General features: G+C 64.6%; 17 protein-coding genes and 4 tRNA genes. All 21 read left to right on the top strand.

The window, feature by feature from the left end:
* The first annotated feature begins 230 nt into the window (after positions 1-230).
* On the top strand, positions 231-983 hold the full coding sequence (locus HMPREF2944_RS08220; protein ID WP_070682310.1) for a fumarylacetoacetate hydrolase family protein: 753 nt from the start codon (positions 231-233) through the stop codon (positions 981-983).
* A gap of 58 nt (positions 984-1,041) precedes the next feature.
* Positions 1,042-2,553 (top strand): glutamate--tRNA ligase, encoded by a 1,512-nt coding sequence (gene gltX, locus HMPREF2944_RS08215; RefSeq protein WP_070682307.1) that lies wholly within the window; start codon positions 1,042-1,044, stop codon positions 2,551-2,553.
* Positions 2,554-2,555: 2 nt separating this feature from the next.
* On the top strand, positions 2,556-3,023 hold the full coding sequence (locus HMPREF2944_RS08210; protein ID WP_070682304.1) for a hypothetical protein: 468 nt from the start codon (positions 2,556-2,558) through the stop codon (positions 3,021-3,023).
* A 306-nt stretch (positions 3,024-3,329) separates the two neighbouring features.
* Positions 3,330-3,405, top strand: a tRNA-Gly gene (locus HMPREF2944_RS08205).
* A 551-nt stretch (positions 3,406-3,956) separates the two neighbouring features.
* Positions 3,957-4,028 (top strand) — tRNA-Gln (locus HMPREF2944_RS08200).
* 22 nt (positions 4,029-4,050) lie between these two features.
* Positions 4,051-4,126, top strand: a tRNA-Glu gene (locus tag HMPREF2944_RS08195).
* A gap of 376 nt (positions 4,127-4,502) precedes the next feature.
* Positions 4,503-4,577: transfer RNA gene (locus HMPREF2944_RS08190), tRNA-Val, on the top strand.
* Between the two features lie 147 nt (positions 4,578-4,724).
* On the top strand, positions 4,725-5,588 hold the full coding sequence (locus HMPREF2944_RS08185) for a hypothetical protein (protein ID WP_049333199.1): 864 nt from the start codon (positions 4,725-4,727) through the stop codon (positions 5,586-5,588).
* A gap of 271 nt (positions 5,589-5,859) precedes the next feature.
* The gene (def, locus tag HMPREF2944_RS08180) at positions 5,860-6,465 is read left to right on the top strand and encodes a peptide deformylase (protein ID WP_070682301.1); all 606 of its coding nucleotides are present in this window, start codon (positions 5,860-5,862) and stop codon (positions 6,463-6,465) included.
* A gap of 6 nt (positions 6,466-6,471) precedes the next feature.
* Entirely contained in the window at positions 6,472-7,440 is a 969-nt protein-coding gene (fmt, locus tag HMPREF2944_RS08175) for a methionyl-tRNA formyltransferase (RefSeq protein WP_070682298.1), read from the top strand.
* A complete protein-coding gene (locus tag HMPREF2944_RS08170) occupies positions 7,437-9,404 on the top strand; it encodes an RsmB/NOP family class I SAM-dependent RNA methyltransferase (protein WP_070682295.1) in 1,968 nt (655 codons plus the stop codon). The genes fmt and HMPREF2944_RS08170 overlap by 4 nt, the downstream gene beginning before the upstream one ends.
* A gap of 164 nt (positions 9,405-9,568) precedes the next feature.
* Positions 9,569-10,270: a ribulose-phosphate 3-epimerase gene (gene rpe, locus HMPREF2944_RS08165; protein ID WP_070682292.1), complete on the top strand. Its 702-nt coding sequence runs from the start codon at positions 9,569-9,571 to the stop codon at positions 10,268-10,270.
* Positions 10,271-10,618: 348 nt separating this feature from the next.
* Positions 10,619-11,698, top strand: coding sequence for an ABC transporter substrate-binding protein (locus HMPREF2944_RS08160; RefSeq protein ID WP_070682289.1), 1,080 nt, complete (start codon positions 10,619-10,621; stop codon positions 11,696-11,698).
* Between the two features lie 85 nt (positions 11,699-11,783).
* Positions 11,784-13,193, top strand: a complete 1,410-nt coding sequence (locus HMPREF2944_RS08155; RefSeq protein WP_070682286.1) for a hypothetical protein — start codon at positions 11,784-11,786, stop codon at positions 13,191-13,193.
* 152 nt (positions 13,194-13,345) lie between these two features.
* Positions 13,346-14,260: a plasmid partitioning protein gene (locus HMPREF2944_RS08150; protein WP_070682283.1), complete on the top strand. Its 915-nt coding sequence runs from the start codon at positions 13,346-13,348 to the stop codon at positions 14,258-14,260.
* Between the two features lie 124 nt (positions 14,261-14,384).
* Positions 14,385-15,464: a FecCD family ABC transporter permease gene (locus HMPREF2944_RS08145; protein ID WP_239663140.1), complete on the top strand. Its 1,080-nt coding sequence runs from the start codon at positions 14,385-14,387 to the stop codon at positions 15,462-15,464.
* Complete coding sequence (locus HMPREF2944_RS08140; RefSeq protein WP_049345533.1) at positions 15,464-16,591, top strand: FecCD family ABC transporter permease; 1,128 nt, start codon at positions 15,464-15,466, stop codon at positions 16,589-16,591. Before HMPREF2944_RS08145 ends, HMPREF2944_RS08140 begins: the two co-directional genes overlap by 1 nt.
* Before the next feature lie 44 nt (positions 16,592-16,635).
* Positions 16,636-17,439 carry an ABC transporter ATP-binding protein gene (locus tag HMPREF2944_RS08135; protein WP_070682546.1) on the top strand — a complete coding sequence of 268 codons (804 nt, stop codon included), beginning with the start codon at positions 16,636-16,638 and terminating at the stop codon, positions 17,437-17,439.
* Positions 17,440-17,968: 529 nt separating this feature from the next.
* Positions 17,969-19,366, top strand: a complete 1,398-nt coding sequence (locus HMPREF2944_RS08130; protein ID WP_239663139.1) for an enterochelin esterase domain-containing protein — start codon at positions 17,969-17,971, stop codon at positions 19,364-19,366.
* A gap of 88 nt (positions 19,367-19,454) precedes the next feature.
* Positions 19,455-21,155: a (2,3-dihydroxybenzoyl)adenylate synthase gene (locus HMPREF2944_RS08125; RefSeq protein WP_070682280.1), complete on the top strand. Its 1,701-nt coding sequence runs from the start codon at positions 19,455-19,457 to the stop codon at positions 21,153-21,155.
* A gap of 80 nt (positions 21,156-21,235) precedes the next feature.
* Positions 21,236-21,463: a phosphopantetheine-binding protein gene (locus tag HMPREF2944_RS08120; protein WP_070682277.1), complete on the top strand. Its 228-nt coding sequence runs from the start codon at positions 21,236-21,238 to the stop codon at positions 21,461-21,463.
* Positions 21,464-21,468: the final 5 nt, after the last annotated feature.

Genomic DNA, 21,468 nt, shown 5'->3' with positions numbered 1-21,468 from the left:
TCACGCGAAATCCCCGCGGGATGCGCTCCCACCCGGAACGCACCCGCGGGGATTCGCTGTGCCCGGCGCATAGCCGCGTGCGGCAACTATCTGCCGGGGCGCACATGCGGGGGAGGGGAACGCTAGGAGGGAGGCACCGGACTCGCCTAGTTGAATTACGTGCCCCGCCCCGCCTCCACGCTCATTCCGCGCCGCCGCCCACACCCTCGAAGGCTGGTACCCTAGAAAGTATGCGTATTGCACGATTTACCGTAAATAATGAGCTCCACTTCGGGCTGGTCGAAGGCGAAGCGGGCGAAGAGACCCTGCGCGTCATCGCCGGCGACCCCTTCTACTCGGGCGTCGAACCGACCGGCACGACCTACCCCATCGATCAGGTGCGTCTGCTCGCCCCGATCATTCCCCGCTCCAAGGTGATTGGAGCGATCGCAAACTGGGCAGGAACCGAGGCGCCCGCCTCCCCGCAGTTCTTCCTCAAGCCGAACACCACCGTGATTGGCCCCGGCGACCCAGTGAGCCTGCCCGAGTACTCCGAGGCCGTCAGCCCCGAGGGTGAGCTTGCCGTCATCATCGGCCGTATCGCCAAGTCCGTGCCGCTCGAGCGCGTGCACGAAGTCATCTTCGGCTACACCGTAGCCAACGACCTCACCGCCCGCGACCTGCTCGAAGACCGCCAGTGGACCCGCGCCAAGGGCTTCGACGGCGCCACCCCGCTCGGCCCCTGGATTGAAACCGACCTGGACACCGACTCGCTGAACATCACCACCTGGGTCGACGGCGACGTCGTGCAGGAGGGCAACACCTCCGAGATGCACTACTCCGTGGCCGAACAGGTGGCCGCAGCCTCCGAAATCTTCACCCTGCTGCCCGGCGACGTCATCCTCACCGGCACCCCCGCCGGCGTCAGCGTGCTGCGCGACGGCAACGAGGTCGAGGTCGAGGTCGAAGGCATCGGCTCCCTCGTCACCCGCGTGCGCGACTAAGCCGCCCGCGCCCCACACCATCTACCGTCCATCCTGAACACACCGTCAAGGAGACAACATGACCGAGTACCACGGTCCCGAACTCAACACCCCCGCAGACACCCGCGTGCGTTTCTGCCCCTCGCCCACCGGCACCCCGCACGTGGGCATGGTGCGCACCGCCCTCTTCAACTGGGCCTACGCACGCCACACCGGCGGTAAGCTCGTCTTCCGCATCGAGGACACCGACGCCGCACGCGACTCCGAAGAGTCGTTCAACCAGGTGCTCGACTCCCTGCACTGGCTCGGCATCAACTGGGACGAAGGCGTGGGCGTTGGCGGCCCGCACGAGCCCTACCGCCAGTCCGAGCGTAAGACCGCCGGCATCTACAACGAGATCTTCGAAAAGCTCGTTGAGGGCGGCTACGTGTACGAGGACTTCTCCACCCCCGACGAGGTGAAGGAGCGCCGCAAGGCCGCCGGCCAGGACCCGCAGCTCGGCTACGACAACTACGACCGCAACCTTACCGAGGAGCAGAAGGAAGCCTACCGCGCCGAGGGCCGCAAGCCCGTGTGGCGTCTGCGTATGCCCGACGAGGACATCACCTTCAACGACCTCGTTCGCGGTGAAATCACCTTTAAGGCCGGTACCGTGCCCGACTACGTGGTCGTCCGCTCCAACGGTGACCCGCTGTACCCCTTCGTGAACCCCGTGGACGACGCGCTCATGGGCATCACCCATGTGCTGCGCGGCGAGGACCTGCTCTCCTCCACCCCGCGTCAGATTGCGCTCTACCGCGCACTCATCGACACCGGCGTGACCACCTTCATCCCCGAGTTCGGCCACCTGCCCTACGTCATGGGCCAGGGCAACAAGAAGCTCTCCAAGCGCGACCCCGAGTCGAACCTCTTCCTGCTGCGCGATGCCGGCTTCATCAAGGAAGGCCTGCTGAACTACCTGTCCCTGCTGGGCTGGTCCCTCTCCGCAAACCAGGACGTCTTCAGCATCGACGAGCTCGTCGAGCACTTCGATGTGCACGACGTGGTGGCCAACCCCGCCCGCTTCGACGTGAAGAAGGCGGAGTCCATCAACGGTGACCACATCCGTGCCCTCGACCCCGAGGACTTCCGCAACCGCCTGATTCCGTACCTGCAGGCTGCCGGTGTGCTGGGCGAAACCCTCACCGAGCGCCAGGAGCAGGTGCTCACCGAGGCCGCACCCCTCGTCCAGGAGCGTATGCAGCTGCTCGGCGAGGCCCCCGGCCTGCTCGCCTTCCTCTTCAAGAGCGACGACGAGATTACCGTGGCGGACGACGCCCGCAAGCAGCTCAAGGAATCCGCACCGCAGGTGCTGGCCGCCGCTATCGAGGCCCTGGAGCCCCTCGAGGACTTCACCGCCGCCAACATCGAGGCAGCGCTGCGCTCGGCCATCGTCGACGGCCTGGAAATCAAGCCGCGCCTGGCCTTCGGCCCCGTGCGCATCGCAGTGTCCGGCGAGCGCATCTCCCCGCCGCTGTTCGAGTCCATGGAGATCCTGGGCAAGGACTCCTCCCTCGCACGCCTGCGCAAGCTGGCCGCTGAGCTGGGCTAACCATGAGTCGGCCGAATAACCAATCCATCATCGGCAAGGCGCTGTTCAAGGGCACCCTCATGGCGCTCACCAATGCCTGCATTATCTGGCTGATTTTGTACATCGCCAACATGGACAAGTCCGTCTTGATGGTGGTCGCTGTTGTCGTTGCGGCAGCCTTCGGATACGTGACTGCCTACTTAGAGGCGCGCGCCGCCCTGAACGCTCAAGAAGCTCAGGCACGGCACGCCCGCGGTGGCGACGTCAGCAGCTCCTCGTCTGACGGCGTAGACACTTCGGATTCTTCGGACTCTTCGGATTCCTCGCGTGAAGAGGATGACAAAGACGACTTCGTGGACCCGGGCCCCGACCCCTACGCCGGCGACTTCGACTCCGGCTCAAGTAGCTCCGACTACAGCAGCTCGGACTACAGCAGCTCGGACTCCGGCGGCGGCGATTCGGGCGGCGGCGACTCGGGCGGCGGCGACTAGCGCCTCCTGACACCTGCCTGAACGGCCGGATACTCGGCATGCTCGTAATGCTACACATTCCCCCTCTTGGCGGAGGGTTTACCGGAATATCTTCCGGGAAACCCTCCGCCGGGAGGGGAATTTTTGTTGGTCAAAGAAAAATTTTTGTGATGGATAATCCATCTATACTCGCTTGTCAATGTGTTTTTATGCGTAAATTTTGGGGCCTAGGATGCGCAAAGGAGAAAGCTTTGGGTTGCACACTCTGTCCGGTATCCGTATAGTTATATCCGTTGCCGCGACAAACAAAGTTTGAAGCGAAAACATGCGGTTGTAGCTCAGTTGGTAGAGCACCACCTTGCCAAGGTGGATGTCGCGAGTTCAAGTCTCGTCAACCGCTCCACTGAAAGCCTCGAGGTTCGCCTCGGGGCTTTTTCGTTGTCTTCAAAAGTTTTGTGTCTTAGTGAACAAATCTGCGAGGGGTGGGGGCGGGTGGAAGTGAAATCCCTGGAGAATGGCGAGGCGTTGAAGCGGGGGCGTGGGATGCGGTAATTCTGTGCCGGTCAATCCCGCACTAACCCTCTAACTTGTCCGAGGTGTTTTCCGAATCGGATACCTTGAGTTGATTTCTAGGTAGTGGCAGGGATTCAAAAAATCCTCAAAAATTTTGGTGGGCAAATCGTGCGGGGGAGGGGTGGAAACTGCGTTCTGGACCCTCCTTCGACTGCTTTGAGGGGCTAAAATCGGCTCCAGAGCCCTCTCTTTGAGGTTTTTTAAAGAATTTTTTGACCCCAAAAACCCCGGAATTCTGCGGAAGTAGCGGATACCAGGGTGAGAGTGTGAGGCAGGTTACCGTATTTTGGCTTGCGTGCCTCCCGAAAGCCCCGTATAGTTATTACTCGTTCCGGTGATGAGCCGAAAGGCGAAAGGCGGAACGGTAACTCAATAGAGTAATGGGATATGGTGTAATTGGCAACACGAAGGTTTCTGGTTCCTTTGTTCTAGGTTCGAGTCCTGGTATCCCAGCTAACCTCCATCTGGAGGTTGCGGCCCCATCGTATAGCGGCCTAGTACTCCGCCCTCTCACGGCGGCAACACCGGTTCAAATCCGGTTGGGGTCACCACTAGGAAAAAGCCTTGGTTCTTCGGAATCAAGGCTTTTTTATTTATGTCTTTATTCGTTAGAAGCGTTTGGCTTTGCGGTGCCGCCGTGAGCCTCTCACGGCGCCGCTCCTTACGTCGCGGCATTCGGACGCATAATGAATTCCCTCGCGCGCTCGGCATTATGCGCCCTCATCACCATACAAACCGGTTGGGGTCACCACTAGGAAAGAAGCTCTTCATCTTCGAATGAAGGGCTTTTTTGTTTATGTCTTTATTCGTTAGAACTCTCTGGCTCTGCGGTGCCGTTCCGATGGGAGAGGGCGGCAAAGTTTTTCAAAAAAAGTTGGTTCCTCAATTTGACCTCCCCTCAAACCGTCGGTATAGTCTTATCCGTAAGCGTGATTGGCGCAGTGGTAGCGCGCTTCGTTCACACCGAAGAGGTCACTGGTTCGAACCCAGTATCACGCACCAAAGAACCCCCGTTTCAAGGAACGGGGGTTTTATTGTGTCCACCCCGGCACACCCTCCACAAAGGCTCCGAAACCCCGCCGACCGCTCGGTCGCCCCGCCGAGGGAACGCCAACCCCGACACGGCCCCACCACGAACGAGGTACCCCCGTGACATCACCCGAACTCGCAACCTCCACCGACTACGGACGAATGTACTCCCGCAAGCGCGGGGGAGAACTGCTCGTGCCCTCCATTACCACCGTCATCGGCCAGCACGCCACCGACCTGAGCGGCTGGCACGGATACATGGCCGCCAAGGCCGCACTCGAAGACCAGCGCGCCTACCGCGCCTCCGGATCCCACGGCCTCAAGTTCGCCATTATCCGCGACGCCGCCAACGCCTCCGAACGATACCGCGACGCAGCCGCCGCCCGAGGCGACCGTGTGCACAACTACGCCGAAAACGTCGCCCTGCGCGCCATGGGACGCGACCACGACGTCGCCGGATGCCGCGAGCTGCTCATCGCTAACGGCGAGCAAGCCTACGCCGACCGCTTCGACGAGTGGTGGGAAGCCTTCAACCCCCGCCCCCTCGCCGCCGAAATCACCATCTGGAACGACACCGTCGGCTACGCTGGCACCCTCGACCTCGTTGCAGAAATTGCGGGCCGCACCTGCATCATCGACTACAAAACCAAGGGCACCGACAAGCGCGGCCGCGTCAAAGCGCTCGACGAGAAGGTCGTCATGCAGCTCGTCGCCGGCCTCAAAGCCGAAGAATCCCTCGTCGACCCCGACGCCGGCACCTGGGAACCCTGGAAGTACGGGGACGCGCCCGTGCTCATGGGCGTGGCCCTCGGTGAGACGCAGGTTCTGCCGCAGCAGGCGAACCCCGCCATCCTCGAACGTAACTGGTACAAGTTCTGCGCCCTGCGCCGCGTCTGGGAATTCGACCGTCAGGTGCAGGAATTCGAGGATCCCGCGCTCATGCCCGTGGTGCCGCCGCCCACCGAGCGACGCTCCGCCGCGTAGCATCGCGAGGCAAGGCCGACCGGAACGAACCCCCGGCCGCTCCGTTCAGCGCCCGCGGCGACGACCGGCCCGGGGGGGGGCGGCTCGGAGACTCCTCCCGGGGACTCAACCCGGAGACTCAACCCGGAGACTCAACCCGGAGACCTCGGCCCGACACCCTCTAGATTTACCCACCCCGATTCGGGGACAATGGGGGAGAGCCGCACCCCGCGGCACCCCACCGAATATCCGTTAGCACATTAGACCGGCCCGGCGCCGGCAGAGGAGAACTATGACCATTCTGAGCATCCGCACCGTGGGCGACCCGGTGCTGCGCAGCGTCTGCGAACCCATCACCGTCTTCGACGACGACCTGGCGCGACTCATCGACGACATGCTGGAAACCATGTACGACGTGGGCGGCGTGGGGCTCGCCGGACCGCAGATCGGCATCTCCAAGCAGATTTTCACCTTCGGCGGCATTGACGACCGCGAGGGCTACATCATTAACCCCGTGCTCGAGGTCGGCGAAGAAGACCAGGAAGGCGGCGAAGGCTGCCTGTCCGTGCCCGGCCAGAAGTCCGCGACCCCGCGCAAAAACTGGGCGCGCGTGACCGGCGTGGACCGCCACGGCGAACCCCTCGTGCTGGAGGGCGAAGGCCTGTTCGCCCGCATGCTGCAGCACGAGACCGACCACCTGCACGGCAAGTTGTTCATCGACCGCCTGATCGGCGAAGACCGTCGACGCGTGATGCGTGCCCTGCGCGCCGCAGACTACAACACTGTCGCCGCGAAGACCGTGACCGAGCGTGCAACCCGCGTGGGCGGCGCCTTTGGCGGCGGCGGCGCGTTTGGCGCCGGTTCTGCTGGTTCCTCCTTCGGTAGCTTCGGAAAGTAGGCTCACATGCTCAACATTATTTATGCCGGCACCCCCGACGTTGCCGTGCCCCCGCTCGACTACCTGGCGAACTCCGATAAGGTGCGCGTGGTCGGCGTGCTCACCCGCGAGGACGCCCCCGTGGGCCGCAAGCGCGTGCTCACCCCCTCCCCGGTCGCGCAGCGCGCCGAGGAGCTCGGCCTGCCCGTCGTGAAGGCAAACCGCTGGAACGACGAGGCCGCCGCAGCCCTCGCAGAGCTGAACGCCGACGCGGCCGCCGTTGTCGCCTACGGTGCGATGCTGCCGCTGTCCGCCCTGGAAACCCTGCGCTACGGCTGGGTCAACCTGCACTTCTCCAAGCTGCCCGCCTGGCGCGGTGCCGCCCCCGTGCAGCGCGCCCTCATGGCCGGCGAGCAGGAGATCTTCTCCACCACCTTCCTGCTCGAGGAGGGCCTGGACACCGGCCCCACCTTCGAACAGGAATCCACCCCCGTGGCCGCCGACGACACCGCCGGCAGCGTGCTGATGCGCCTGGCTACCAGCGGCGGCGCGTTGCTCGAGCGCACTTTTGAGCGCCTCGAAGCCGGCGAGCACGGCGCCGTGCAGGTCGAGGACGAGTCGGTCAGCTACGCCTCCAAGATGAGCATTGCCGACGGCCGCCTCACCTGGACCGAACCCGCCGAACAGATTCTGGCGCGCTACCGAGGCGTAACCCCCGAACCCGGAGCCTGGTGCGAACTGGGCGAAAACCGCTTCAAGATCGGCGGCCTCGCGGTTGCCGACGAGCGCCTGGTACAGTCCCTGACCGAGGCAAACGGCGGCCCCCTCGCACCCGGTGCGGTGCGTCTGCACGCGAAGAAAGTACTGGTCGGCACCGGTACCGAACCGCTGATGCTGCTGCAGGTTCAGCCTGCCGGTAAGAAAATGATGGACGCGCCCGCGTGGGCTCGCGGCGCTGGCAAGGACATGGCGGAAGGCCTGGTGGTACTCGCATGAGCAACGAAAAGCGCCCCTACAAGGGAGGACACGGCAAGCCCGGTCACGCTGGCAATGGCAAGCCTGGCAACGGCAAGTTCGGCCCGGACAAGTTCGGCCGCGGCGGCTTCAACCAGGCTGGCGACCAGGGTCAGGGCGGTGCGAAGCGTAAGCGCCGCCGCCGCTCCGGCTCGGGTAATGGCTCGGATGCTGGCGAGCAGAACCGCCAGCAGAAGTGGGATAACAACTCTCGCGGCGACAAGAAGCGCTTCGAAAACCGCGGCGAGAACCGCGCAGAATCCCGCACCGGTCGCCGCTTCGACGGCCTGACCAGTGTGGAGCGCGCCGAACGCCGTGCCAAGACCGCGCACGAGGACACCAAACGCGGTGGCGGCGGCACCTCCCAGCGCAATAAGAGCGGCCACGAACGCAACCGCCGCTCCATGTCCGCCCGCGAATTCTCCGCGGCGGCACCCTCCGCACGCTCGCGCACCGCAGACACCGCACGCGCCACCGTCTTCGAGGTGCTGCGCTCCGTGGCGGAATCCGACGCCTACGCGAACCTCGTGCTGCCCAAGGCGATTCGTAGCCACCGCCTCGACCACCGCGACGCGGGCTTCGCAACCGAGCTGACCTACGGCACGCTGCGCCACCAGGGCACCTACGACGCGATCCTGCGCCACTGCGTGGACCGCCCTCTCGAGAAGGTCGGCACGACCACGCTCATCGTGTTGCGCATGGGCGTGCACCAGCTGCTGAACATGCGCGTTCCCGCCCACGCTGCGCTGAACCAGAGCGTGTCCCTGGCACGCGAAAAGATCGGTGCGGGCCCGGCAAGCTTCATCAACGCGGTGCTCCGCCGCGTCTCCGAGCGAACCCCCGAAGAGTGGTACGAGCTCATCATCGAGGAGGCCAAGGACGACACCGAGCGCATGGCTCTGCTCGCCTCGCACCCCGCCTGGATTGTGCGTTCCATGCGTCAGGCACTCGTCGCGCACGGCCGCCCCGCCACCGAAATTGAGCAGCTACTTGAGGCCGATAACCTCGCCCCCGTGGTGAACCTGGTTGCGCTGCCCGGCCTGGGTAGCCTCGATGAGGCACGCGAACAGGGCGCCGTCGACGGCGAGCTGGTTGAAGGCTCGGCGCTGTACGCATCCGGCGACCTGGCCCGCCTGGAATCCGTACGTGAAGGCACCGTCCGCGCGCAGGATGCCGGCTCCCAGCTGGTAGCACGCGCGCTGGCCGCAGCCCCCCTGGACGGCCCCGACACCGCCTGGCTCGACCTGTGCGCGGGCCCCGGCGGCAAGGCGGCGCTCCTCGGTGCGCTCGGTATTCAGCGCGGCGCATCCCTGATTGCCAACGAGGCAGCTGCCCACCGCGCCCAGCTGGTGGAAGGCTCCCTGCGACCGCTGCCCGAGGGCAGCTACGCGGTGCTCACCGGCGACGGCCGCCAGATTCGCGAGACCCTGCGCAAGAACGCCTCCGACCTGCCCGGATCCATTGAGCCCGGTCAGCTTTTCGACCGCGTGATGGTGGATGTGCCCTGCTCCGGTCTGGGTGCCCTGCGCCGCCGCCCCGAGGCGCGCTGGCGCAAGTCCCCGCGCGATATTGCCGAGCTGCTGCCCCTACAGCGTCAGCTCCTGGATGCGGCCATCAGCGTGACCCGCCCCGGCGGCGTGATCGCCTACGTGACCTGTTCCCCGCACGCGGCGGAGACTCAGAACATCGTGGCCGAGGCGCTCGAAAGCGGTGCGGTGAGCCTGCTCGATTCGGCGGCCATCCTGCGCGAGGTGGCCCTGCACACCGAGGACGCGAACGGCGAGCCCGTGAGCGTGCTGGCGGGGGAGAAGGACCCCGGCCACACCCCCGAAATCAAGGTCAAGAAGGGCGCGCCGGTCGTGAACGCCTCGGCGACCACCGCGCAGCTGTGGCCGCACGTGCACGGGACCGACGCCATGTTCCTCGCTCTGCTGCGTAAGAACTAGGCTCCGGAAGCCTCGGGCGTAAACCTGGGCGTTTCAATCCCGCAGATCCGGAATTGCAGACCCGAACCCGCGCAAAATTAGACCGTCACTCGCCCCGCCCGGCCCATGCTCCATTCCCCGGAGCGCGGGCCGAGCGCGGGGGAGCGCAACGTAAGGACAACACAATGGGCATTGCCATTAACCCGTCGATTCTCTCGGCGGATTTCGCGAACCTGCAGCGCGAGCTCGAACGCATCTCTACCGCCGACGCCGCGCATATTGACGTAATGGACAACCACTTCGTGCCGAACCTCACCTGGGGCCCGCCGGTGGTCAAGCGTCTGCGCGAGGTATCGCCGGTGCCGTTCGACGTGCACCTGATGATTGAGGACGCCGACCGCTGGGCGCCCCAGTACGCCAGCATGGGCTGCGAGTCGGTGACCTTCCACGCGGAGGCCGCGATTGCCCCCATCAAGCTGGCGCGCACCCTGCGTGCCGAGGGCGCGAAGGCCGGCATGGCGCTGCGCCCCGCGACCGCCGTGGAACCCTACCTGGACATGCTCAGTGAGCTGGACATGCTGCTGATCATGACCGTGGAGCCCGGCTTCGGCGGCCAGGCTTTCCTGGACGTGACCCTGCCGAAGATTGCCCGCGCCGCCAAGGCGATTAAGGGTGCGAACCTGCCGGTGACCGTGCAGGTGGACGGCGGCATCACCGAGGAGACCATTCTGCGTGCGGCCGAGGCGGGTGCGACCTGCTTCGTGGCCGGTAGCTCGGTGTACGGCGTGGACGAGGCGCTGGGCGGTCCGGAGGCGGCCGTCGCCTCCCTGCGCGCGGCGGCCGCCTCGGTGCAGCGTTCCAAGACCGGATGCGGTTGCGGCCACTAGCGGCCCTCGCCGACGGCGGAACCCCGGAGCCCGCGCACCCCGCTCGTACCTAGAAGGCATCACCGAAACCACGTGCGCCCCGTCATGGGGAGTCGCCCCGTCGCGAACCCCGCGGCGGGGTGTTTGCGCGTTGTAAAGGGGCGGGGGAGAGGTACGTCTGCTCGCTCGCTCGATTATTTTGACACTCTGTCAGCAAAATTATGACAAATATATGAAAAGTAAAAACCTTGAAAATCCGCGGTAGGGCGGGTCGTTACGTCGGGAATGTATGCGAGACTCTGGACATCTTGAAGTGGCACTCAGATATCTGTAAGGTTAGGTATAGTTTAGTGATATCTAGGGAGAACTATGTCTTTCAACCGTTCCGAGCTGACCGACCCCGAGAACCAGGGCGCATCGGGCGTTAACCGCCGCGCCTTCTTCGGCCTGGCCCTCGCATCCTCCGCTGCCCTCGCCCTCGCGGCCTGCAGCAGCGAGACCACCACGACCACCACCTCCGGTGGCTCCGCATCGGGCGACTCGAACTCCGGTGGCACCCGCACCATCCAGGACGTCGATGACGAAAAGGTTGAGGTTCCCGCCAACCCCAAGAAGGTCATCGTGCTCTCCGAGCCGACCCTCGACGGCCTGCTGGCCCTGGGCGTGACTCCCGCCGGTTCCGTCTCCGGCCGCGGCCAGTCCGGCGTACCCAACTACCTCGCCGACCGCGCCAAGGACGTTCAGATTATCGGCACCGTTGCCCAGGTGAACTACGAACAGATCGGCAACCTCGACCCCGACCTGATTCTGGTCGACTCCACCGGCGTGGACAAGCGCTCTGAGGCCTTTGAAACCCTCAAGAAGATCGCCCCCGTGGTCTACTGCGGCTACGCCGGCGGCGACTGGCGCATCAACTTCCGCAACGTCGCCAACGCTATGAACATGGTCGACAAGGGTGAAGAGGTCATCAAGGCCTACGAGGCAAGCGCAGCGGCACTGAAGGAGCAGCTCGCCCCCAAGTACGGCGACAAGACCTTCTCCATCGTCCGCTGGGCGGGCAACGGCCCCGCCCTGATCCTCAAGGAACTGCCTGCCGGCCAGGTACTCAACGACCTGGGCCTCAAGCGCCCCGAGTCGCAGGACCGCAACGGCCAGGGCCACTCCGAACCGGTCTCTCTGGAGAACCTGGCAACCATCGACGCGGACTACATGTTCCTCGGCACCCTCGGCGGCGCAAGCCAGAAGAACCCGAACGCGCAGGGTACCGCAGGTCTGCAGGGCGCCGAAGAAGCACTGAATAAGGCGAAGGAAACCTCCGGCTTCACCAACCTGAAGGCAGTCAAGGACGACCACGTGATTCTCGTGGACGGCTCCAAGTGGACCTCCACCGGCGGCCCGCTGCTGCTCAACGGCATTATCGAGGACGTCAAGAAGGCCCTGCCCCTCTAAGCCCTCACCCCTCTCTGGCTTCCCGTAGCGGCTCCGTCGCTACGGGAAGCTTGCACGACTCACCACCTCGCAAGGAACAACCACCATGACCGATCACCGCCCCGCCCGTGCCGCCGCACGGTACGGCGCTGTCGTTGCGCTTGCCGGCGCGCTCGTGGCTCCCGGTGCGGCCCTGACGGCACCGACCGCATTCGCGGATTCCAAACTGCCGATTGGAATCGCCTCGGATCCGGCGGCCAGCCCCTCGGCCACCCCCAGCGCCGAGCCCAGCAAGACCGCGGACCCCACCCAGTCTGCTAGCCCGAGCCCCACCGCCGCGTCACCGAAGTCCACCGACTCCAAGCCCGCGAACCCCGCGAAGGCGACCGTGACCATCTCCACCGAGAAATGGCGCGAGGGTAAGCTCGTGATGCGCGGCGAGGGGTTTGTCAGTAACGCCCCCGGCCGCGGTGCCGTATTTGCGGTCAAGTTCCTGGACGCCCGCCCCGATGAGGCTCACCAGGCCATTAACCCCCTGACCAAGAAGGGCGGAAACTCGCCCGCGAACTTCATGGCAATCGCCAAGGAAGACGGCACCTTCGAGGTTGAGGTTCCCCTGCCCACCACCGAAAACACCGGTCTGAGTGCTGAAGAACTGGCTAAGGCAGGCTGGGCTACCGAAAATTCCGAGCACAACGTGCAGGTCCTCTCGGGCTCCCTGGGCGGAGCGGACGAGAACGACAACAACTACGACCGTGGTGTGTCTATTCGACAGAAGATTAAGCTCAGCGACACCGCCCCCGAGTACAAGCCCACCGAGGCACCCGAAGCGATTCACGCGACCGCGCTGACCGACGGCAAGGGCGTGCAGGTGCGCCGCGATGGCTCCACCGTGACCGTGACCGTTCCGGGCGCGGAACCGGGCACCTGGGTGTACGCCGCAACCTACCTGGGGGATTCCCCGCAGGCGCTGTACGCCTCCGGCTGGAAGCGCCTGGACGATAACCGCAGCTTCAGCTACGAAACCAGCGAGACCATGCCATCGGCAACCTACCGCGTGGTCGTGCACAACGGTAACCAGGGCGCCGAGAATGCCGTGCTCGGCTTTGCCGACATGACCGTCGAGCGTGCCGCGGCACCCCGCGAGGACGCATCCGATGACGACCTGGGATCCTACGAGGCAGAGCCGACGCTCGCCACGGTGGTCACCCCCGCCGAGACCGTCGTGAATCGCGTGCAGGCCAAAGCGAAGGAAAAAGCTCCCCAAAGCACCGCCGCGAAGCCCGAGGCTAAGGCGACCGCCAAGGCTACCAGCTCGCCTTCCGCCTCGCCGCGTTCGACCACCAGCGCCTCAGCCAGCCCCACGGCCCTGACCGCTCAGGGTCCGACCGTTGAGGGCACCGAGCTGACCGGCGCAACCAAGTGGTTCGTCAACAACGCGAATAATCTGCTGCTCTCCGCGGCCGGCCTGGTGATTCTGGCCCTGGCGCTGACCAGCCGACGCACGAACAAATAACCCCCCCCAAGAGCCCGGGACCGCTCCCGATAGGGCTCACCCGACCTCCGCCGCCTTTTTTCGAGAATGAACGCGGCGGAGCCGGACCAGAACCAACGGGGCGCCCGGCAACGGGACCGCCGGCCGCCCCGGAAAAATGTGAAAGGACCACCATGCGTGCACCTTTTTCGGCTGCCTCCTCGAAGGCACCCTTCACCCGCAAAGCCCTGACCGCCTGCGCCGCGGCCTCCCTGGCCCTGGGCCTGGGAATGGGTAGCGCCTCCGCCCTGCCCCCGGGCGGCGCGAAGGCTTCCACCCCCGGTACCTCCTCGACCGTCTCCTCCTCTGTGAGCGAGCACGGCGTGATTTCCTTTACCCTGAGCGGTTTCCCCGCGAACACCCAGGTGTCGGTGAAGGTTGACGACGGCAACCTGTGCCCCTCCGATGCGGCTCAGGGCGCCTGCGTGGTGCACCAGCAGATGAGCGATGGCAACGGTAACGTCTCCGGCTCCTTCGTTCTGCCGGATGTTGGCGCCGGCACTCACACCCTGCGATTCCTGGCTACGGGTGAGAAACACGATAAGGACGGCAAGTACCTGGGTACCGAGGCGTACAGCAACCGTAGCCCCGAGTTCACCGTGACCTCCGAGGGCGGCTCCGATTCGTCGAACTCCTCGAAGTCTTCCTCGCACCGCACTGGCTCCGAGGACTCCTCGAGCTCACAGGGCGATGAGTCGAACGGCGAGGTCGAGACCGTGTACACCGATGCCGAGGGCAACGTCATCTCCAAGGAGGAGTACGACCGCCTGAACGCGGAGGCCGGTTCGTCCGAGTCTGCTTCCGCATCGGCTGAGCCGAAGGAAACCGTGAAGGCTACCGCGAGCGCTTCGGCCTCCTCGAGCGCCCCCGCACGCGGTAGCGCCTCCGTACCGTCGGCCTCGGCATCCGCATCTTCTTCGAGCGTGAATAACGCCGAGAAGACCGTGCAGACCGTGACCTACGGCGCCGCATTCCCGTGGGTCGGCGTGATCGTCCTGGGCCTGAGCCTGGTCGCCGCCGCAGCCGTATTGGTGATTCGTAAGCGCTAACAACTCTGAACGTCGGAGGCGGGTGGGGGAGTGCCCCTCCCGCCCTCGGCGTTTTCTCGCGTCGGCACGCACCGTGCCTGCGTCCCCTGTTTTTGTCCTCATCGAGCATGTCTATAGGAGCAATGTGACCGTCAAGAGTGCATCGCCCAGGCCCGCTCCGCACGAGATGACGACGTCCCCGGCCCGCGTGAAGGATTCCGTGGTGCAGGGCCGAAAGCTGGGCCGCCGTCTGGCCTGGCTGGCCCTGCTGGCGCTCCTGCTGGTGGTCGCTGTGGTTGCCTCGTTGCTATTCGGGTCGAATAATTTGCCGCCGGATCAGGTGGTAGGTGTGTTGACCGGGAAAGCCTCGGAGGAGGCCCGGACCATCGTCATGGAGCAACGCGTTCCGCGTACCCTGGTAGGAATTATCGTGGGCGCGGCCCTGGCGATTGCGGGTTCGCTTATGCAATCCCTGACCCGCAACCCGCTGGCCGAGCCCGGCCTGATGGGCGTGAACGCCGGCGCCTCGGTGGCCGTCATCGGCTCCGTGGTGGCGTTTGGCGTGATGGGCATTTGGCAGTACATGATTGCCGCGACGATTGGTGGCGCGCTGGCCGCGATGCTGGTGTACACCCTGGGCCGCGGCCGTGACGGGTCGATCGTGAAGCTGGCGCTGGCGGGTGTGGCGATTTCTGCCGCGCTGTCGGCGCTCGCACAGGGCCTGCTGCTGGCCAATCAGGATGCGTACAACGAGTTCCGCCTGTGGGTTTCCGGTTCTCTGGAGGGCCGCGGCATGGATATCGTCTCGACCGTTGGCCCCGTGATTGCGGTGGGCGTGCTGATCGCCTTTGTGGTGGCCCCGGCCATTAACGCCCTGGGTATGGGCGAGGAGGCGGCCACGAGCCTGGGCGTGAGCGTGCGTACCACGCAGAACCTGACCCTGCTGTCGGTGACGGTGCTGGCCGGTGCCGCGACGGCCGCGGTGGGCCCCATCAGCTTTGTGGGTTTGGCGGTGCCGTTCGTGGTGCGCGCCCTGCTCGGTAACGATGTGCGCTGGGTGAACTACGGCTCGGCCCTGCTGGGGCCGGTGTGGCTGCTGGGCGCGGATATTCTGGCGCGCGTGCTGGTGGCCCCGCAGGAGACACAGGCGGGCATCGTGGCGACCCTGGCTGGTGCTCCGGTCTTCCTGTTCCTGATGACCCGTCGCAAGGTGGAGGCGCTCTGATGTCGAATAGTTCTGTTTCGGCGCGCTCCGCGTCGACTGTTTCCTCGGCTACTGTTTCCGCGGCTGCCGGGGCGGGGTATCCTCGCCGCGGTCGCGACCTGGGCGGTCGTCCCGTTCTGACCGTGCGCGGGCCGCTCAGCGCGCAGATTCCGTGGCGCGTGGTCATCCTGAACGTAATCCTGGTGGCGGCTATCGCTTCGCTGGCCTTCTGGGGCATGTTGCAGGGCGATTACAAGCTCGCCTCCGAGAAGGTCATCCCGGCGCTGCTGGGTGAGGGCAAGCCGATTGCGGTAACCTTTGCCCAGCAGCGTGCTGCGCGCATCGTGGCGGCCCTTCTGGTGGGTGCCGCGCTGGGCCTTTCCGGTTCGATCTTCCAGGTGATTTCGGGTAACGCCCTGGGCTCGCCGGATATTATCGGTTTCACGAACGGCGCCGCGACCGGTGCCCTGCTGCAGATTATTGTGTTCAACTCCGGGCCCGTGGAGGTGGCGCTGGGCGCGGTGATTGGCGGCCTGGCGACCTCGATTCTGGTGTGGCTGATGACGCGCAATACGGGTCTGCACGGTTTCCGCCTGGTGCTGGTGGGTATCGGCGTGGGTTCGACCCTGGCGGCCTTCAATGCGCTGCTGGTCGTGCGCGCCTCCCTGACGCAGGCGCAGACGGCGGCCTCGTGGCTGGCCGGCTCGCTGAACGATATGACCTGGGAGCGCACGTACTCGCTGCTGGGCCTGCTGCTGGTCGTGACTCCGTTGCTGCTGATGCTGGTTCGCCCGCTGGGAGCCATTCGTTTTGGTGATCAGGTGGCCTCCGGCCTGGGTGTGAGCGTGAACTCCTACCGCGTCGCAGCCCTCTTCATCGGTGTGCTTTTGGTCTCATTGGCGACCGCGACGACCGGACCCATCGCCTTCGTGGCCCTGGCCGCGCCGCACATCGCGAAGAGCCTGGGACGCATCGGCGGGGTGGGTTTCACCTCCTCGGCGCTCATGGGTGCGCTCATGGTGCTCGGTTCCGACCTCATCGGTCGATTCGCTATTCCGGGCCGCATCATTCAGGTGGGTGTGGTGACCGGCGCTATTGGCGGTCTCTACCTGATTTATCTGATTTATCGTGAAAGGACGAGGAGCTAGTGAGCACGAAGACTAGCGTGACCAGCCGCCTTGAGGGCGAGCAGATGGTGGTGGCCTACGGCGAGCACACGGTGCTCAACGGGGTGGACTTTCAGGTTCCCGAGGGTGAGCTGACCGTTATCCTGGGCCCGAATGCCTGCGGTAAATCGACGACCCTGAAAGCTCTGGCCCGCGTGAATCCGCTGAAGGAAGGCGAGGTGCGCCTGGACGGCACGCCGCTGCCGCAGATGAAGTCCCGGGCCATCGCCAAGATTCTGGCGATGCTCCCGCAGACCCCGGAGGCGCCCAGCGGCGTGACCGTGGCGGATGTGGTGGCGCGCGGACGTTACCCGCACCAATCGCTGCTGCGTTCCTGGTCCGAGGAGGATGAGCAGGCCTGCGTGGAGGCGATGAAGGCCGCGAACGTCCTGGAACTTGCGGAGCGTCCGATTGAGGCGCTCTCGGGCGGTCAGCGTCAGCGCGTGTGGATCGCCATGACCCTCGCGCAGCAGACCCCGCTGATTCTGCTCGATGAGCCGACGACCTACCTGGACATCACGCACCAGATTGAAGTGCTGAACCTGACCAAGAAATTGCACGCCGAGGGTCGAACTGTTGCCGTGGTGTTGCATGACCTGAACCTCGCTTTCAGGTATGCTACTCATGTTGTGTTAATGAAGCAGGGACGGATTATCGCTCAAGGTGATCCTCGTGCAATAATTACACCGGAACTAATTCAGGAAGTTTTTGATCTTCAATCGATCATTATTCCTGATCCGTGTACTGGAACTCCTTTGGTGATTCCGAAGGAACACCAGGACATCCATATCGCCGCCGACGCTATTTCGGCGGCCCGCGAAAGCGAATAGTTTTCGCCCCTAAGCCGCGTGGGAGTTGGCGCCACCCGTATCTATACGGGAGGAAAAGCCGGGCATTGCGCTCTGCAGCTAGCGAGAGGATCTGAGGGACCCAGGATCCCCCGCGCGTAGGGCGCCTACCCGGTGCTCGCCCGTCTTTGACGCATGAACGGACCCGAGCACTGGGTAGGTTCCATCTCTCATGGGAATCCCCTGAGTAAGGCACCGAGACTGCCGCATGAGGCGTACATTGTTGCGTTTGATGCACGGTCTCGGTGCCTTATTTGTTTCTGTGCCCTATGCGATTGCCCCCGCGGCTCTTTCGGGGCGTTTTTCTCTCTCAGATGACGTCATATTTTTGTTCGCTATTTCGCTCAGGTTTGGGTTAGGGATACCATAGAGTGAGGTAGGGGAGGCTAACCAATATTGATGTTCCTCCTCACCGCTAAAGGAGTACTACATCACGCTACGTTGCTCACGCGCAATATCACCGATGAGGAGGCATGGACAGGGACCGCACGACCCCGAATCCGAAAGCACCATGGAGAGCGCAACCACCACGCAGACTGACACCGCCCCGGCAGACACCACGCTGACCGCCACCCCGCAGGCCGCCGAGAAGGCCTCCGCACAGCAGGTTCGTCCGACCCCTCCCAAGACCCCGCGCCCCGAGCCGGCACCGCGTGTAGACAGTCCCCTCATCACCGCCCTGATTGCCGAGGCCGTGAGCCCCGAAGAGCTGAACGCCCGCATCGTCGAGGTCGTCTCCGAGGGCACCCCCATTATCGAGCCGGTGTACCGCGAAGACGGCACCGTCAACGAGAACGAGCGCATCGTCACCTTCCTGTACCTCAACGAGCAGGCGGAGCAGGTGCTCATGTTCATCAACCGCCTCACCGATGAGAAGAACCTTGACCGCTCCCTCATGAGCCGCATCGAAGGCACCGGATGGTGGCAGCTGAGCATGCAGATGAAGACCACCTGGCGCGCCTCCTACAACTTCCTGCCCGCGCTGCCGGGGGAGCGTCCCGTCTGGCTGGGCGATGACGACCAGGTGCGCCTGCGCGCCGCCCTGGATTCCGGTGAGGGCGACCCGCTGAACCCCGAGACCGTGTGCAACCGCGTCGGTCGATGCATGGGTGTGGTGCAGCTTGAGCACGCGCCGGTGCAGGAGTTCATCCTGACTCAGGAAGAGATTGACGCGCTGCCCGCCCCCGAGTGGATGCAGACCTCTGACGGCCACCAGTACGTACTCGGCCGCGTGGGCGACCCCGCCCCGGACGCGCCGCTGTTCATCCAATTTGATGGTGAGATGTGGTTCAGCCAGGGCATGGAGCGCACCCTCAACCGCGCCCACGAGGCGGGCCGTATTCCGGCGATGCACGTGTTCTTCCTGCACTCTGGCGGCCGTGAGAACCGCTGGAAGGAGCTGAACGGCGACAACCCGATTGCCGACTACCTGGTGGATATTGCGTTCCCGCACCTGGAGGCGGTGCACGGTATTAAGACCGACCCGCAGAACATTGTGATTAACGGCCAGTCGCTGGGTGGTCTGTCCTCCCTGCTAGCGGTTCTGAGCCGCCCGGAGGCGTTTGGCGGCGCGATTGCGCAGTCCTCGTCGCTGTGGCAGCCGCAGGTCATGGACCGCCTGGACGAGCTGGAGGCGGCGGGTGAGATTGACCGTCTGCGCCACCTGTACCTTGAGATTGAGGTGGGGGAGCAGGAGTGGATTCTGGTACCGCCTCACCGTGAGTTGAAGGCGCGTCTGGAAAAGCTGGGCCTGGAAAATGCGCGTTGCACGACCTTCAACGGTGGTCACGATTATGCGTGCTGGCGCGGTGCCATTGTGCCGGCCCTGGAACGTATCATTGATGCTCATCAGCGGAATATTGAACGCAGCGAGCAGGACCGCGAGGAAGACCTGCGACAAGCCGCGTAGGGCTGCACCCTCGTAAAGACAGCCCCGTCCCGCATCGTGCTCATCGTAGAGAACACCCTGAAGACCGAAACACAGAAATCGAGAGAAGATGACCGTAGAACGTAGCCCCCTGGCCCCCACACCGCTCATCCCCGAGTCTTTTGCCGCGAAGTACCGCGAGGCCGGCTACTGGATTGACCAGACCATTCCCGAGTTCCTGCTGGACGCCTGCCGCGCGAAGCCGCACTTCCCGGCGCTGGTGGCGCTTTCGCACGCGCAGCTCGATGAGAACGGTAAGCCCCAGCAGATTCGCCTCTCCTACGGTGAGCTGGAGGCGGCAGGCCGTGCCGCTGCGGCGCGCCTCGTGAAGGCGGGCGTGCAGCCGGGTGACCGCGTGCTGCTGCAGCTGGGTAACACCGCCGAGTACCTGGTGTACCTGCTGGGTATTTTCTGGGCGGCGGCGCTGCCGGTGTTCTGCCTGCCGCAGCACCGCACCACCGAGCTCGTGCACTTCGCGACCCGCACCGATGCGGCGGCGCACGTGTTCTCTTCGCTGACCCCCGGCACGGATTTCATTGCACTGCACGAGGACGTTGCCGCCGAGCTGCGCAAGAACTCCCTGGAGCCGCCGGTTGCTATTGACGTTGCCGAGCCGCTGACCCCGCTGACCGAAGAGGAGCTCGCTGAAGAGTTCGTGCCCGGCGTCATCCAGAACACCGAGAAGACCCTCGCGAGCGAGCAGGTGGCGTTTCTGCAGCTCTCCGGCGGTACGACCGGCATTTCGAAGCTGATTCCCCGTACCCACGCCGCCTACCTGTACTCGGTGCGCGGCTCGGTGGATATCTGCAAGCTGAACAACAACACGACCATGCTCGTGGTGCTGCCCGCCGCGCATAACTTCACGATGAGCTCGCCCGGCATCCTGGGCGTCATGTGCGCCTCCGGCAAGCTGGTGTTTGCGGCGGATCCGTCCCCGCAGACCGCGTTCCACCTCATCGAGATGGAGGGTGTGACCACCTCCGCGCTGGTGCCGCCGCTGGCTCAGGCGTGGGTCGCCTCCGCGGAGAAGCGCGGCGTGTCCCTGCCGTCCCTACAGACCCTGCAGGTGGGCGGCTCGAAGCTGGCACCGGCGGTTGCGGGCAAGATTGAGTCCGTGCTCGGCTGCACCGTTCAGCAGGTGTTCGGCATGGCTGAGGGCCTGGTGAACTACACCCGCTCGACCGACATGATTGAGCTACGCCTGCGAACCCAGGGCTACCCGATTAGCCCCGACGACGAAATCCTGATTGTTGACGATCAGGACCAGCCGGTCAAGCGCGGCGAGAGCGGCCACCTGCTCACCCGCGGCCCGTACACGATTCGCGGCTACTACCTGGAGGAGAACGCGAACCGCTACGGCTTCACCGAGGACGGCTTCTACCGCACCGGCGACATTGTGCGCTTGGTTGCCGGCAAGTACCTTGAGGTGACCGGCCGCGCGAAGGACCAGATTAACCGCAACGGCGAGAAGATTGCCGTGGACGAAATTGAAGAGCTGGCGCTGACCCACCCCGACGTTTTTGACGCCGTGGTTCTGGGCATCCCGGACGAAACCGTGGGCGAGCGCGTGGGCCTGGTCATTGTGCCGAAGGAAGGCGCCGACCTGGGCGAAAACCCGCGCCGCACGATGCACGAGTTCTTCACCTCGAAGAAGCTCGCCGACTTCAAGATTCCCGAGCGCGTGCAGGTTCTGCAGGAGCTGCCCACCACGAACGTGGGTAAGATTTCTCGCCGCGAACTGCGCGCCAAGCTTGCCGAAATTTTCGGCTAGGCACTTTTCGGCTAAGCCGGCTACGCCCCGTTTCTTTGAGGGATTTTGACCGATCCCGACCGACCCCGAAGAGGAGAAAAATGTCCGCAACCGAGACCCTGCGCCCCATCCTGGCGAAGTACATTGTCGAGCCCGATTCCCTGCAGGCCGCGTTCGACGAGCCGACCACCGAGCTGTTCTCGCTGGGCCTGGATTCGATGGGTTCCTTCGCCCTGCTCGATGACCTGGCTGCCGAGGGCGCCGTCATCGAGTTTACCGAGCTGGTGGAGAACCCGACCGTGGAGTTCATCGTCTCCCGCCTGGGCTAAGCCTT

The organism is Rothia sp. HMSC072E10, from assembly GCF_001813965.1.
Classification (GTDB): Bacteria; Actinomycetota; Actinomycetes; order Actinomycetales; family Micrococcaceae; genus Rothia; species Rothia mucilaginosa_A.
Note: the sequence above shows the minus strand (reverse complement) of the source record. Positions and strands in the feature narration are given on the sequence as shown.

Excerpts from the sequence above, each read along its gene's own strand:
- HMPREF2944_RS08220 (WP_070682310.1), top strand. The coding sequence starts at position 231 with ATGCGTATTGCACGATTTACCGTAAATAATGAGCTCCACTTCGGGCTG.
- gltX (WP_070682307.1), top strand. The coding sequence starts at position 1,042 with ATGACCGAGTACCACGGTCCCGAACTCAACACCCCCGCAGACACCCGC.
- HMPREF2944_RS08210 (WP_070682304.1), top strand. The coding sequence starts at position 2,556 with ATGAGTCGGCCGAATAACCAATCCATCATCGGCAAGGCGCTGTTCAAG.
- def (WP_070682301.1), top strand. The coding sequence starts at position 5,860 with ATGACCATTCTGAGCATCCGCACCGTGGGCGACCCGGTGCTGCGCAGC.
- fmt (WP_070682298.1), top strand. The coding sequence starts at position 6,472 with ATGCTCAACATTATTTATGCCGGCACCCCCGACGTTGCCGTGCCCCCG.
- HMPREF2944_RS08170 (WP_070682295.1), top strand. The coding sequence starts at position 7,437 with ATGAGCAACGAAAAGCGCCCCTACAAGGGAGGACACGGCAAGCCCGGT.
- rpe (WP_070682292.1), top strand. The coding sequence starts at position 9,569 with ATGGGCATTGCCATTAACCCGTCGATTCTCTCGGCGGATTTCGCGAAC.
- HMPREF2944_RS08160 (WP_070682289.1), top strand. The coding sequence starts at position 10,619 with ATGTCTTTCAACCGTTCCGAGCTGACCGACCCCGAGAACCAGGGCGCA.
- HMPREF2944_RS08155 (WP_070682286.1), top strand. The coding sequence starts at position 11,784 with ATGACCGATCACCGCCCCGCCCGTGCCGCCGCACGGTACGGCGCTGTC.
- HMPREF2944_RS08150 (WP_070682283.1), top strand. The coding sequence starts at position 13,346 with ATGCGTGCACCTTTTTCGGCTGCCTCCTCGAAGGCACCCTTCACCCGC.
- HMPREF2944_RS08140 (WP_049345533.1), top strand. The coding sequence starts at position 15,464 with ATGTCGAATAGTTCTGTTTCGGCGCGCTCCGCGTCGACTGTTTCCTCG.
- HMPREF2944_RS08135 (WP_070682546.1), top strand. The coding sequence starts at position 16,636 with ATGGTGGTGGCCTACGGCGAGCACACGGTGCTCAACGGGGTGGACTTT.
- HMPREF2944_RS08130 (WP_239663139.1), top strand. The coding sequence starts at position 17,969 with ATGGAGAGCGCAACCACCACGCAGACTGACACCGCCCCGGCAGACACC.
- HMPREF2944_RS08125 (WP_070682280.1), top strand. The coding sequence starts at position 19,455 with ATGACCGTAGAACGTAGCCCCCTGGCCCCCACACCGCTCATCCCCGAG.
- HMPREF2944_RS08120 (WP_070682277.1), top strand. The coding sequence starts at position 21,236 with ATGTCCGCAACCGAGACCCTGCGCCCCATCCTGGCGAAGTACATTGTC.